Genomic DNA, 13,009 nt, shown 5'->3' on the forward strand with positions numbered 1-13,009 from the left:
TTACTACCTCATAATTTTAATTAATTGTTTCTTTTGGTTAATAAATAACATAGGAAGCGTGTATAGTATATCCATCATAAAGAATAGCACGACACCTACCACGATCGATTCCCAACGAAATACCGTATCGTAAGGTAATAAGTGGAAAATATTAGTAACTAAAAAGATAATTAAACTTGCAAGTATGATGCCTATAAATCGAACGCTTAACATATTGAAGTAAATCATTAGTAACAAACGGGTTTCACCTGCTCCTGATAATCTTCTAACAAACATTTCTCTTTTATACTTTTCTACCCATGAAAGTATAATAGTAAAACCAGAGACAAATAGAAGCGTACTAGAACCAAGGAATATAAGCAACGCAAAGCTTTGATTAAATAAATCAGTTATCCATGCTTTTTCCACTTCTTCATAATCAAAATCAGACTCCATATTTATTTTTTGTATCGCAGTTAATAAATCTTGTATGAGGAGTTCACTTTTTTCTCCAGCGTCTATATAGTATTCCCCGCTCATCGGTTCTTTTGGATTGGCTTGTAGTGATGGAATAATACTTGCTATTACATTAGTAAAACTATTGAGATAACCGACTACTTCATATTCCATTTGATCAAAATAAAAATATTTTTTACCATTTTCAGCGATTTGATCATCTTTATTCCAAACATTAATTTTAGCAGCGTTTTTACCTACATTGTAAATAGATGAATCTTCATTTGAGTAGCTCAAGCGACTAACAGATGCTGGTATGTTCTTATAAAATGTAAAAGGATCAGCTTGCTTATTTAACCATGATAATAAATCTTCGTTTGTAAAATATGCTTCCGTATCATTTTGATTCATATAAATTCGATACGTGTGTTTATTAATAGTATTTGTCATTTTTTCCTCTAAAGATAAAATCATAGAAATACCACCAGCAATAACACTAAATACAATTAACGTAAAAAAAAGAGGTAACCATGATTTTTTAATTAAATTTGCTATCATATTTACCTCCTTCACTTTTTCATTCATGAAATATTCTATTTTTATGTGAACTAAAAAGACTTTTGGACAGCACTTTATGTGTTTTCAAAAACGACAAACTAAAATACTAGACTAATATCTCCAACTATAAGAAGTATTAGCTTTTTGAAATGGATTGTTGTATTTTGATATTTTTTTCGTTCATACTAACACGCCTATATTACAATATTTTTCCACATTGTGTGTTATTTGTCAAGGAAAAATAAGGTGATAACGGTTCTAAATCAATTTTAAAAAATAGTTATCGAAGGCTACAGAATAATATTCCAATCAATACGTTCGAGGCATACAATATTTATTATCCTTAGCTTTTGATAGAGTGATTATTTTAGGTGACTTTTCGCTATTTAGTATGGTAGCAGAAGGGGGTTTAGAATGTTTCACGCGAACTCGTAGTCACAATAGCGCTCCCCCCCTTTCATATTGGCTTCGTGGCTCGTCCATTATGCACACCATCTCTCCCTGTCAAACAAACTACTATTCTTTTTTTGACTATACTATGAATTTAAATAGCGAGGAGCCTTTTTTAGATTTTATGAATTTATTGGAAGGTTTAAATACCTATTGATAAACTATTAATAATTAACGAACAACTTAATTGCTATGTTTATTAGGAGGAAGTCACTAAAATGATGAAGAAAATAGGTTTAATTATAGGAATAATATTATTTATAAGTAGTTTAACAGGCTGTAATACAAAAAATAAAGCAGAGATCGAACAAAGTTTTGATAAAGTATTAGCGATGTACCCAACTAAAAATCTAGAAGACTTCTATGATATGGAAGGTTACCGAGACAGTGAATTTGATAAAAATGACAAAGGGGTTTGGGTATTACATTCAAGTATGTCGATGAGCGAATCAGAAGATAGTGGACTAGTTACAGAAGGTATGATTGTAAGAATAAATCAAAATACAAAAAAACAAATGGGAAATATTACACTATGACAACATGGAATAACTTGAGTAAGCCTGTTGAAGAAGAAGAATATCCTGTAGTATACACCAAGGAGGGCTTTCAACTTGAGGAAAGTATTTCGGATAACAATAACGTAGCAGAAAAAATAAAAAATTCCAGTTTTTTGTTCAATATGCTAATTTTAAAAAATTTAATACTTATAAGAATATAAAAAAAATGTATAATCCTGAAGTCCCTATATATGAGTTGGGATATGAACTAACTAATGAAGATAAAAACGTTCAAGCTTTAAGGGAAAAATATGATATTCCTACAGATAAAGCACCGACATTATTGTTAAAAGGACGAGGTGATTTAGCTGGAAACTCCGTTGGCTATAAGAATATAGAGATTCGTTTTTCAAAGAATCCACCTGTAGTATTTGTTGATTCAATTGATTTCCAACCAGTATCAGGGGAAGATTTAATTAATGAGTGTTTATGAGGTTAAGGATAAAGGAATTCAGTCAAATACAGAAGAAACTAGTGCTGTTTCAGCAATTTCCTATGAAGTAGAGAATGCACTAGTAAATAATGTTCCAATTAAAGAAAGGAACTCTGTCAAAAGTGCACCATATGATAATGCGGTAATAGAAGCGACATTTAAAACAATCAAGGCTAAATTCGTTCATCATACGAGTTTTGATAGTCTAGATGAACTCACTTTTCAGTTCGACAATTATGTGAATTGGTTCAATAACATTAGAATTCACGAAACATTGGGTTATTTAAGCCCACTTGAATATGAAGAAACAGCCTTTAAGAATGTTGTCTGAATAAGTGTTGACTTTCCAGTACCGTTTTTTCGTGGAAATAACTCGACTTCTTATGTTTCACAAAAAAATCGTGAATCAAGCGGTAGTGAGGTAGTGGTTAGCAAAGTATAGTATTACTTTTCATGCTCACTTTTTTTAAAAATATTAATGAATTCCATTTTAAAGCATGTTATCGTAATTTATGAGGAACTACTGGCCAGTCTTCCAATATATATTTAGGAGGAAATAATGAACTATAAAATTGAAATTTTAAATAAAAACAAAATAGTTTATATGAGAAACATTGGTGCATATGGCAATCCTAAAAACTTTGATATGATGAAGGATTTTAAAATTTGGATTGCAAAAAACAATTTAACAAAAACTTTATTAAAAAATGGGATTTTCGGTATTGCTCAAGATAATCCACAAATAATACCACCTGAGAAATGTAGATATGATCTGGTTTTAGCTACAGATAAGGATTTTTCAAAAGATAACAAGGTTAAGTCTGGATATTTTAAGGGGGAAAGTATGCAGTAATCACAGTCAGGCATACTACAGAAGCAGTTCAACAGTTTTGGAACAAATTGACTGAATATATAAGAGAAAATGATTTGACCCTCCGTGAAGAACCGGTAATAGAGCGATATAAAGAAGAGGTAGGTGAAGACAAAGCCTGTGAGTTTTTAATTCCTATTAAATAAATACTATAATAATTTTTAAACGGCCACCTGCTAAAGCAGGTGGATTTTTACATAAATGTCTGCGACTAGGCTAAAGTCCTAATTAAAGAACTTAAGCTGAAGTATATTCAAAATATAGACTAAACTCATTCATCAATTATGAATAGTTCATCTTTTCCTTCATTGAATTGATTCACAATATATTTTCTTATTATTTCTTCCGTCACTGTCCCTAGTGTTGCAAAAATATCCTCTTACACATAAATATTGACCAATACCTTTTCTCTAGCTCTGAGAATTCATCTTGTAATAATCTCGATGATCTACTTTTTAGATATTGCAAAAGTTTACTTGGTGGGCATGATATCAATAAATGAATGTAATACTTTCCTACGCTACCTTGCAGAATGGTCATTTGTATATGCTTCATCCTTCAAATCTGCGTAAGAATCATTCTTGTGTTGGCATTTATAAGATTATCCTTAGAATATTATAAATATGTTGTAGCAATGTAAAGTTAGAAAAAGAAAAGTTCTAATCTTTCCTTCTATTTTAGTTAGCGATCATGGTTGGTAGTATAGTGACCAAACATATAATGATGAGGTGTTACTTATAGAACTGTTCTGTGTATTGAACAGCCCTATATTTTAAGTATGAAAACTTTTTTAATATGAATAGACAAACCTTTGATTAGTAAATATGCAGTTTATCAATCAAGTTTATAATTTCTTCATCATTTCCTGGATCAATGGATTTTTGTTCAATATCTTCAATAATTGTTTTGTAAACATCCTCACCGGCAGGGTTTTCACCGTCCCAACGCTGAGGGATTCTGTTATATAAGTTAATAGTTCCGTCTCCATTACCACTATAAGTTATAGACCCTTCTACTAAACGAGAACCTGTTAGCCTAATAACATTTTCTGGATAATTGATACTTGTTTCATCGTCAGGGTTCAACGGCTTGCCAACTGAAATGTGTTCAACATTCAATTCATCAATATCTTGAGTCTTCCCAAGTTGTAGCCAAACACGTGCATATTCGATTTTCTCAGAAGAGTATGAAGACAGCGTAATATTTTCTGTGGTTTTAGTTTCGTTGTTTGATCTTGCACTTTCTGTTCCTTCATCAGTACTACCATTCTTGTTTTCGGATACAGGCTCTTCGACAGAATTGTCATTTGAATCTTCTTCTTTTGGTTCTGACTCATTATTATTCATTTCTTTCTGATCTTCTGCTTCTTCCACATCTGCAGGTTCTGTTTCTTTTGTTTCATTAGCACACCCAGCTAACATTGAAATAAGTGCTACCATAGCAAAATTTAAAAAGATAAATTTTACAAATCCTTTCATGATATAGTACTCCCTTTCCTTTAATTATAAATACTTGATTATATTCTATCATGCCAAAGTAGCCAACAAAACCATTATTCCGTTAGTTCCCCCATGAATAATTATGGAAGGTAAAATCGAATTAGTTCTTTCATAGGCTAAAGCAAAAATAATACCGCTAAAAAAATTTACTGGCATGACACTGTATGCAGGAATATGAATGACAGTGAAGATAAGTGAGCTAAGTAGAATAGCTCTAGTAAATCCTAAACGTGTACGTAACCAGCGATATAGAAAACCACGATAAAAAATCTCTTCGTATATTGGGGAGATAATTGCCGCAGAGACAAAGCTAATAAAAACAGTGAAGAAAGTTATGTTTTGCTGCATGGCTTCTGTTTTACTATTTTCTAATGAATTTTCAATAAAACTAGTAAGTACGGAGATTATTACAACACCAATCATCACAATAATCGAAAATAATATGATGATTTTCCAATTATTTTCAGAAAATCTTTTTAAGCCTACTTCGGCCAAGGAAAGCTTTTTTGGTCGTAATGCAATAAAATAAACACCTAGAATTAGAATTATCGCTATCGTTAATCCCATTAATGTACCAGCATATAGTTCGTCATCAAACCAATTAGAATAAATCGTCTGCACAACAAATTTAACACAACCAATGACAATAACAAATTCAAGTAATATTAACCAAATAAATTCTTCCCAACTCCAACAATCTTTTTTCTTCCAAATCATTTTCATTCATTTTCCCTCTTTCTATTATGATATATTTCAACTATAATTGGTTACGTTACGTAACCCGCAAGTTTTTGCAAGGCGGGAATGAAATGAAACGATGGACTACTGGAGAGGTATCTAAACAGCGATGTATATCCATTCGCACGCTTCGCTATTATGATCAAATTAACCTTCTCACTCCCAGTTTTAAAGACATGAATGGAAAGCGATTGTATTCAGAAAATGATCTGTTTAGGTTAGAGAAAATTATCATTTTAAAATCTCTTTCGCTTCCACTAGAGAATATTCGTGAGATATTATATCAATTATCTTATAAACAAATCCTAGTTTCGCACTATAATTACCTGCAAGAACAACTCTCAGAACTTAATACAAGTATTTCCAACACTACCTCATTAATTAATATGTTGGATATGTAAGAATCTTTATCTTGGGAACGAGTTTCCACACTTGTGCGAAATTCACAACATAGCTCTAAAAAGTGGATGGACTATTTTCAAGATGATGAAAAGGTGTTCTTAGAAAATGCAGTGCCAAATCTTGGTGACAGTGACGAGACAACTCAGCAATATATTTCCTTACTGCGACGAATAGAGTGGTGTATCAAACATAATATAAAGCCTGAATCAGAAGAAGGTATGCAAATTGTTTCCGAGGAGATACAAAGTTACTAGATGAGCTCTGGGAAGTTAGAAAACTATCTGCTGAGCAAACAGGACTATATCCAATTTCAAAAGATGTACTAGAGTTTGTGGAAAGGTGTATTTTTTTGTTTCTATTAAAGGCTTGATAGATCAAGGGGCACCACCACATTTAGTATAGATCCAAAAATTTAAAAAAGTAATCTCTTTCATTTATAAAGAGCATTACTACCAACATTTCCTTTTTGTTTCTTTATGGTTTTTGTTTATGACAGGAATGCGAATTAGTGAAGCTACCGCCATTCAATGGGGGCATGTTGATTTTGATTCGGGAATACTTAGCATCAACAAAAATCTTTATTATAAGAACCAAAGTAATTATAGATTTGTTGAACCGAAAACAAAAGCGCGTGTTCGACACATTGTACTTGATGAATGTACATTAAATATTTTATCAGAATGGAAAAATATGCAACAAGATCTTATCAAAACAGATTTTGTGATGAGTTATAACGGTATTCCTACCCAGAAACATCCGCTAGCATATGCTATTGAACGTTATGCTAAGCTGGCTGGCATTCACCGAATCAGAATTCATGGATTGCGTCACTCTCATGCTTCGTTACTTATTAGTATGGGGGAAAACCCGCTCATCATTAAATATCGTCTAGGGCATGAAGATATCGAAACAACTTTAGGAACATATGAACACCTCTACCCAAATAGCAACTTTGAAGTAGCTAACAAACTAAATGGAATCATAACATTCAAACAAGCTGAACAAAACTATGATTCCTCACCGAAAAATCAATTCATTGTTGACTATTTAAGAAAACAAAGTCAAAAAGTGTAATGAAAGTGCAATGGAAAATGAAAAAGAGCCAAAAACCCTTGATACACAAAGGTTTCTAGCTCTCCTACAACTACTCCCACTCAATTGTAGCAGGCGGCTTGCTCATTACATCATACACTATACGGTTAACATGATCTACCTCATTAACAATACGTGTGGAGATTTTTTCTAATACGTCCCACGGAATTCTTGCCCAATCGGATGTCATTCCATCGATAGATGTTACTGCACGAATACCGATAGTGTGATCATACGTTCTTGCATCTCCCATGACACCAAAACTTTTAATATCTGGTAATACAGCGAAATACTTCCAGATATCACGATCTAATCCAGCTAATTTGATTTCTTCGCGTAAAATTGCATCGGATTCACGCACAATTTCAACTTTCTCAGGAGTAACTTCTCCTAAGACACGAATACCTAAACCTGGACCTCATAAATAAATTCATTGCCGATGATATTGAAAAACACAAACCTGATCCAGCTCCACTTTTAGAATGCTTAAAAAGATTAGATATAGATGCTAGTGAGGCAATTTATATTGGCGATTCTTTATCAGATTATCAAGCAGCGAAACATGTACAAATGGATTTTGGATATGCAAAATGGGGCAGTGTTTCAGGTGAAGGTATCGTAGAGCCGGATTATGTTTTTGAAGAGCCGAAAGATTTGTTGGAATTGCTACAAGACACTGAATGAAGTATAATAGAATAATTTTTTCAGACGCATCACTAAAAGCAACAATTATTTAAGCTTTTTATTACGTATCAGTAAAGGGAGGACTTTCATTTGGGTCTTCCCTTTTCTTATTGCTTTTTCTCACAACAACTTTAGGTAACAAAAGAGAGCGTGTATTTTTTTGCTTCTCTTCAAAAAGAGGACAACACCAATTGATCAGCAAATATATCAAGTGGTGTTGTTTTATTCTTTATTACTTTTGTTTAGAGGATAATCCATGGAAAACCAGCTGTAAAAGTTGTTCAATTTCTTCATTGTAATTTATATCATTTTTTGTGTGGATATCCTCATTTATTTCACGAAAGAATAATTTAAAGTACTTCTTTAAAATTTGTTCCGAATAATGAGAGGAAATATATCCATCTCTTTTTCCTTCTTTTATTAAATTGAGATAAAAAGATTCAAGTTTCTCTTCTAAATTAGGGAGAAAATAATGAACTGATTCCGGATTCTGTTGGCTCAGGTTTGTCAATACTTTAATGTTTCTTATTTCATGATTCATTAGGTCTTTAATCTTTTCATTAAAAGAAGCTTTTGAATTTAATACCTCTTCGTATTCTCTTAGTTTTGAATCTATCCAATTGTCAAACGTTAATTGATACAGTTCTTCCTTGGTGCCAAAATAATTGTAAATTGTAGCAGGAGAAACACGAGCTTTACGAGCAATTTCATCTACTCTCACTTTGTCAAATCCATGCTTCATAACTAATTCAAATGAAGCTGAAAATATCTGTTTTATTTTCTTTTCTTTTCTTCTTTCAAATCCATCCATACTACTTTCACCTCATCGTAATTATAAGTGAAGTTTTGTAGTTTTTCAATATTAAACTACATTTATTATTGAAATTTATATTTTAAAGTTGTATAGTTAAAATATAAAATAACTACAAAATTGGAGATGATAAAAATGTACATTAAGATTCCAAATATTTTTCATGAAGTTTTTGGTGAGAGACAAAATCTGGTCCAGCTAATAAGTGTTTTACTTTTTGGAATTATACCTACTACATTGTTATTTATATATTACCCCAGCATTTATTCCGAAAATCCACTATGGAGGAATATACTAGCATTTCTGTTGATATTTGATATTTTCGCAGGGTGTATAGCTAATTTCACTAATTCTACAAGTGAATATTACGCAAACAATAAGAAGAGACAAATTATCTTCATACTTATTCACTTTCATTTAATACTTGTTGGCATTTTACTAGGTGTCTCCATTTGGAGTGTTATTCTCGTTTGGCTTTACACCATTATATGTGCTTTTATCATCTTTTCACTAAGGAAGGCCGATCAAATTTTTGTAGCAGGATTGTTGTTGTGCATCGGAATAGCTGGTATTCCTATACTTGGAATGGAGAGTTTTATGACGATTGTTAGCATGCTTTTTATGATTAAAGTGTTATATAGTTTTAGTGTTAATCATTATCAAAATTAAAATTTAGGTGTTGAACTTGAGAAAAAAGCATTAATTCAGAGGTTAGATGAGGCTATAATATTTTTAAACAACCATAGAAAACCAATTTGTCAGTACGACTTTTTGAAGTATATCCTAACTGTGCCACAGAAAGTATAAAAGCCCTAAAACCAAGTATTACCAAGGTTTGTAGGGCTCTTTGTTATTACTCCCACTCAATTGTAGCAGGCGGCTTGCTCGTCACATCATACACTATACGGTTTACATGATCGACTTCGTTTACAATACGTGTGGAGATTTTTTCTAATACATCCCACGGAATTCTTGCCCAATCGGATGTCATTCCATCGATAGATGTTACTGCACGAATACCGATTGTGTGATCATACGTTCTTGCATCTCCCATGACACCAACACTTCTGATATCAGGTAATACAGTGAAATACTGCCAGATATCACGATCTAATCCAGCTAATTTGATTTCTTCGCGTAAAATTGCATCGGATTCACGCACAATTTCAACTTTCTCAGGAGTAACTTCTCCTAAGACACGAATACCTAAACCTGGACCTGGGAATGGTTGTCTCCAAACAATTGCTTCTGGTAAACCTAATTCCAATCCAAGCGCACGTACTTCATCTTTAAATAATGTATTTAATGGCTCTAGCAATTCAAACTGCATGTCCTCTGGCAAGCCACCAACATTATGGTGTGACTTGATTGTTTCAGCTGTTTCGGTTCCACTTTCGACAATATCCGTATAAAGTGTACCTTGTGCTAGAAAGTCCATGTCTTTTAATTTTTCCGCTTCATCATCAAACACATAAATAAATTCATTTCCGATGATTTTACGTTTTTGTTCTGGATCTGTTACACCCTTTAATTTATTTAAGAAACGATCTTGTGCATCGACTTTAATGATATTCATATGGAAACCATCACGGAAAGTTTCCATGACCATCTCGCCTTCATTTTTTCTAAGCAAACCATGGTCAACGAAAATACATGTTAATTGGTCACCAATCGCTTTATGAATAAGTGCCGCAACGACAGATGAATCTACGCCACCACTTAACGCACATAATACTTTACGATCGCCAACTTTCTCTTGGATTTTCTCTATTTCTTGTTCAACAAAGTTTGCCATTGACCAATCGCCTTGACACCCACACACCCCAAAGACAAATTGTTTTAACAAGTCATTGCCATAGACCGTATTACGAACCTCTGGATGGAATTGCACACCATACAATTGCTTCTCTTCATTACTCATTCCTGCAACTGGAGTAGACGAGCTTGTTGCTTCTACAACAAAATCTGCCGGGGCTTCTATGATTTTATCACCGTGACTCATCCAAACAGTTTGTGTATTTGGTGTTCCGGTAAAAAGTCTTGCTTTATCTGTAACATGAATATCCGCTTTTCCATATTCACGCTCATTTGCTCGTTCCACTTTTCCACCAAAATGATGGGTCATTAATTGCATGCCGTAACAAATGCCCAAAACAGGAATACCTAAATCAAATATCCCTTCATCACAACGGAAACTGTCTTCTCCATATACACTGTGAGGACCACCAGATAGGATAATTCCCTTTGGATTCATTGCTTTAATCTCTTCTACTGTTAAGCGGTGTGAGTGAAGTTCACTATAGACACCGAATTCCCTTATTCTTCTTGTAATCAATTGATTATATTGACTACCAAAATCTAATACAAGAATCATTTCATTTTTTACTTGCAAAACCAGTCAGCTCCTTCATCTAGAATTACATTCCTTTAGTATAACGAAAAAATCCATCTCCTTCATAACAGAAGACAGATTTAAACGAAGTAAATCTGCCTCCATAGTCGAGAAATTCATGGTATCTCGTTAGAAACTCTCGAACCTTATTATCGAGATTATATCGAGGTGGTTTATTATATTTATCCCACATTATTTAGTAGCCATACGTCATACTTACCTTATATAAGCCTACTAATAAAGGAATTAATTTAATTAACAATCCATATGAAATAAAAAATATACACAATCGTAATTATACTTTACTTATTCTATCAACACCACCTGTAACGGTCAAGAAAATATCTATATTAACACACCCCTACTTCTAAACTTTCTTTATATATCTCGCTCATAACTAGAAACCACCTACGTTTTCACACCCAATATCCAAAAAAACCTATAGACAAAACGCTATTTTTCATGCGCTCTATCTATAGGTACCTTTTTTCAAGCTTGATTAGCCAATAATAATTTTTTCTGTTGGATAGCGGTATACATCTTTTTTCTCTTTTCCTCTTATAATAAATAGGAAAGAAAAGATACCGATACGCCCAACGAACATTAAAAACATAATAATTAGTTTGCCCGCTACACTTAAGTCAGCAGTAATCCCAAGGGACAAACCAGTTGTTCCAAATGCGGAAGTAACCTCAAACAAAAGGGCAAGTGGTGAAAAGTCTTCTGTAACAGTTAACAATATAGTTGACGTAATACAAAGCATGGCGGCAGTCGTAATAACAATAAAAGATCGTAGCACATCTTCTTGTGAAAGTTGTCGACCAAAAACCTTAATGCTTGTGTTACCTTTCGCATAATTAATAATAGCTAATAACATAATTGCAAATGTAGTCGTTCGTATTCCACCACCAACACTACTAGGCGAAGCCCCAATAAACATTAGACCACTCATTAACAATAACGTTGGAGCAGAAAAATCATTCATATCCATCGTTGCAAGCCCACCATTACGTGTGGTGATCGATTGGAATAAACTATAAAAAACTGTTTCATGCCACGTTTTATCCGCAAAGAAAAGATTTCGTTCAAATAAAAAAATAAAAACAGCACCGATTACAATTAAAGAAAAGAAAGTGATGGTTGTTAATTTAGTAAATAACGAAAATGCATGTTTTTCATGTATCCCATGATGTTTTCCCCTTAAAAGCTCTTGCACTTCAATCAATACTGGAAAACCAATGGCACCTAAAACAAGCAACACCATATTGATAAACTGCACAAAATAATCATTAGCAAACGGAATTAAAGAATTTCCAGTAATATCAAAACCTGCATTTGTAGTGGCACTAACAGCAGCAAAAAAACCTTGCTCTAATGCGACCTGCCAACTGTCATAATAACCAAGAAAGTATGTTGATAAAATAATTGTTCCAAAAAGTTCAATAAACAAAACAATTTGTAAAATTTTCAGCATTAATCTTACTAACCCTGAAAGCGTCATTCTATTTTGATCAATTCGAATGAGTTGCCTTCCACGCAATCCAATTTTCTTGCCAAATAAGATGTAAAGGAATGTTCCAAGCGTCATGATCCCAATTCCACCAAATTGCAAGATAAATGCTAACGCAATGTGCCCTCCCGTGTTAAAGGTCTCGGCAGTAGAAACAACAGTTAGCCCTGTCACACTAATTGCACTAATCGCAGTAAACACTGTGTCAATAAAAGAAAGTGAAGCACCTTCCGCTTTAAAGAAAGGCATACTTAAAATAAGCGTTGAAACTGCCACAGCCGTTACGTAAAATAAAACAATCATTTGTACAGTAGAAATCTGTTTTGACAGTTTAAACTGTTTAGAGAATAATCGCATACAAAAAGCTCCTTAAGCCAGTAATAACAAAACTATTAGTAAGTGTACCATAATAATATAACCTTAGAAGTGTTTTTTCAAAAAAGCTTGCTATCTATTTTTAAAAAGCACTTTAAACCTTTATACGGTTAAAAGTGAAAAATTGTTTCTAATTTATTTAGATGAATAGTTATCTTAACTGTTTTCAGTCAACGAAATTTAATCAAGATAGGCTTTCATA

The 13,009-nt window shown here is 33.0% G+C and carries 12 protein-coding genes, 4 pseudogenes and 1 riboswitch; of the genes and pseudogenes, 8 read left to right on the top strand and 8 right to left on the bottom strand.

Annotated features, from left to right (window positions below):
- Positions 1 to 3 precede the first annotated feature (3 nt).
- A complete protein-coding gene (locus ACH6CY_RS09950; protein ID WP_374067186.1) occupies positions 4 to 993 on the bottom strand; it encodes an FtsX-like permease family protein in 990 nt (329 codons plus the stop codon).
- Positions 994 to 1,661: 668 nt separating this feature from the next.
- On the opposite strand from ACH6CY_RS09950, the gene ACH6CY_RS09955 reads away from it, so the two are divergent.
- The 5 genes and pseudogenes from ACH6CY_RS09955 (at position 1,662) to ACH6CY_RS09975 (ending at position 3,450) form a co-directional block, all read left to right on the top strand.
- Complete coding sequence (locus ACH6CY_RS09955) at positions 1,662 to 1,979, top strand: Csa1 family protein (RefSeq protein ID WP_374067187.1); 318 nt, start codon at positions 1,662 to 1,664, stop codon at positions 1,977 to 1,979.
- 124 nt (positions 1,980 to 2,103) lie between these two features.
- Positions 2,104 to 2,433, top strand: a pseudogene (locus ACH6CY_RS09960) (Csa1 family protein); the annotation flags it as partial.
- Positions 2,420 to 2,764 (top strand): IS3 family transposase, encoded by a 345-nt coding sequence (locus tag ACH6CY_RS09965; protein ID WP_374067188.1) that lies wholly within the window; start codon positions 2,420 to 2,422, stop codon positions 2,762 to 2,764. The pseudogene ACH6CY_RS09960 and the gene ACH6CY_RS09965, both read left to right, overlap by 14 nt.
- A 228-nt stretch (positions 2,765 to 2,992) precedes the next feature.
- A complete protein-coding gene (locus ACH6CY_RS09970; protein WP_374067189.1) occupies positions 2,993 to 3,286 on the top strand; it encodes a GyrI-like domain-containing protein in 294 nt (97 codons plus the stop codon).
- A complete protein-coding gene (locus tag ACH6CY_RS09975; protein ID WP_374067219.1) occupies positions 3,286 to 3,450 on the top strand; it encodes a GyrI-like domain-containing protein in 165 nt (54 codons plus the stop codon). The genes ACH6CY_RS09970 and ACH6CY_RS09975 overlap by 1 nt, the downstream gene beginning before the upstream one ends.
- A gap of 211 nt (positions 3,451 to 3,661) precedes the next feature.
- On the opposite strand, the gene ACH6CY_RS09980 is transcribed toward ACH6CY_RS09975, so the two are convergent.
- The 3 genes from ACH6CY_RS09980 to ACH6CY_RS09990 form a co-directional block, all read right to left on the bottom strand.
- Positions 3,662 to 3,859 carry a transposase gene (locus ACH6CY_RS09980; protein WP_374067190.1) on the bottom strand — a complete coding sequence of 66 codons (198 nt, stop codon included), beginning with the start codon at positions 3,857 to 3,859 and terminating at the stop codon, positions 3,662 to 3,664.
- Between the two features lie 260 nt (positions 3,860 to 4,119).
- Entirely contained in the window at positions 4,120 to 4,782 is a 663-nt protein-coding gene (locus tag ACH6CY_RS09985; protein ID WP_374067191.1) for a hypothetical protein, read from the bottom strand.
- A 48-nt stretch (positions 4,783 to 4,830) separates the two neighbouring features.
- On the bottom strand, positions 4,831 to 5,526 hold the full coding sequence (locus tag ACH6CY_RS09990) for a CPBP family intramembrane glutamic endopeptidase (RefSeq protein WP_374067192.1): 696 nt from the start codon (positions 5,524 to 5,526) through the stop codon (positions 4,831 to 4,833).
- Positions 5,527 to 5,612: 86 nt separating this feature from the next.
- Here ACH6CY_RS09990 and ACH6CY_RS09995 point away from each other — a divergent pair.
- Both ACH6CY_RS09995 and ACH6CY_RS10000 read left to right on the top strand, forming a co-directional pair.
- Positions 5,613 to 6,313: pseudogene (locus ACH6CY_RS09995) on the top strand (MerR family transcriptional regulator).
- A 35-nt stretch (positions 6,314 to 6,348) separates the two neighbouring features.
- Positions 6,349 to 7,017: pseudogene (locus tag ACH6CY_RS10000) on the top strand (site-specific integrase); the annotation flags it as partial.
- Between the two features lie 70 nt (positions 7,018 to 7,087).
- Here ACH6CY_RS10000 and ACH6CY_RS10005 read toward each other — a convergent pair.
- Positions 7,088 to 7,453 (bottom strand): annotated as a pseudogene (locus ACH6CY_RS10005) (GMP synthase (glutamine-hydrolyzing)); the annotation flags it as partial.
- Between the two features lie 14 nt (positions 7,454 to 7,467).
- On the opposite strand from ACH6CY_RS10005, the gene ACH6CY_RS10010 reads away from it, so the two are divergent.
- Positions 7,468 to 7,719: an HAD family hydrolase gene (locus ACH6CY_RS10010; RefSeq protein WP_374067220.1), complete on the top strand. Its 252-nt coding sequence runs from the start codon at positions 7,468 to 7,470 to the stop codon at positions 7,717 to 7,719.
- A 232-nt stretch (positions 7,720 to 7,951) separates the two neighbouring features.
- On the opposite strand, the gene ACH6CY_RS10015 is transcribed toward ACH6CY_RS10010, so the two are convergent.
- The 3 genes from ACH6CY_RS10015 to ACH6CY_RS10025 form a co-directional block, all read right to left on the bottom strand.
- Positions 7,952 to 8,530 (bottom strand): TetR/AcrR family transcriptional regulator, encoded by a 579-nt coding sequence (locus ACH6CY_RS10015; RefSeq protein WP_374067193.1) that lies wholly within the window; start codon positions 8,528 to 8,530, stop codon positions 7,952 to 7,954.
- A gap of 853 nt (positions 8,531 to 9,383) precedes the next feature.
- Positions 9,384 to 10,904: a glutamine-hydrolyzing GMP synthase gene (gene guaA, locus ACH6CY_RS10020; RefSeq protein ID WP_374067221.1), complete on the bottom strand. Its 1,521-nt coding sequence runs from the start codon at positions 10,902 to 10,904 to the stop codon at positions 9,384 to 9,386.
- 102 nt (positions 10,905 to 11,006) lie between these two features.
- Positions 11,007 to 11,108: riboswitch (purine riboswitch) on the bottom strand.
- Positions 11,109 to 11,421: 313 nt separating this feature from the next.
- Positions 11,422 to 12,789, bottom strand: coding sequence for a TrkH family potassium uptake protein (locus ACH6CY_RS10025; RefSeq protein WP_374067194.1), 1,368 nt, complete (start codon positions 12,787 to 12,789; stop codon positions 11,422 to 11,424).
- Between the last annotated feature and the right edge of the window lie 220 nt (positions 12,790 to 13,009).

Origin of the sequence: Paraliobacillus sp. JSM ZJ581 (assembly GCF_044383835.1) — a bacterium.
Taxonomy (GTDB): domain Bacteria; phylum Bacillota; class Bacilli; order Bacillales; family Amphibacillaceae; genus Paraliobacillus.

Coding starts and splice junctions, on each gene's coding strand:
- ACH6CY_RS10025 (WP_374067194.1), bottom strand. CDS start 12,789: ATGCGATTATTCTCTAAACAGTTTAAACTGTCAAAACAGATTTCTACT.
- guaA (WP_374067221.1), bottom strand. CDS start 10,904: ATGATTCTTGTATTAGATTTTGGTAGTCAATATAATCAATTGATTACA.
- ACH6CY_RS09985 (WP_374067191.1), bottom strand. CDS start 4,782: ATGAAAGGATTTGTAAAATTTATCTTTTTAAATTTTGCTATGGTAGCA.
- ACH6CY_RS09950 (WP_374067186.1), bottom strand. CDS start 993: ATGATAGCAAATTTAATTAAAAAATCATGGTTACCTCTTTTTTTTACG.
- ACH6CY_RS09955 (WP_374067187.1), top strand. CDS start 1,662: ATGATGAAGAAAATAGGTTTAATTATAGGAATAATATTATTTATAAGT.
- ACH6CY_RS09965 (WP_374067188.1), top strand. CDS start 2,420: ATGAGTGTTTATGAGGTTAAGGATAAAGGAATTCAGTCAAATACAGAA.
- ACH6CY_RS10015 (WP_374067193.1), bottom strand. CDS start 8,530: ATGGATGGATTTGAAAGAAGAAAAGAAAAGAAAATAAAACAGATATTT.
- ACH6CY_RS09990 (WP_374067192.1), bottom strand. CDS start 5,526: ATGAAAATGATTTGGAAGAAAAAAGATTGTTGGAGTTGGGAAGAATTT.
- ACH6CY_RS09980 (WP_374067190.1), bottom strand. CDS start 3,859: ATGAAGCATATACAAATGACCATTCTGCAAGGTAGCGTAGGAAAGTAT.
- ACH6CY_RS09970 (WP_374067189.1), top strand. CDS start 2,993: ATGAACTATAAAATTGAAATTTTAAATAAAAACAAAATAGTTTATATG.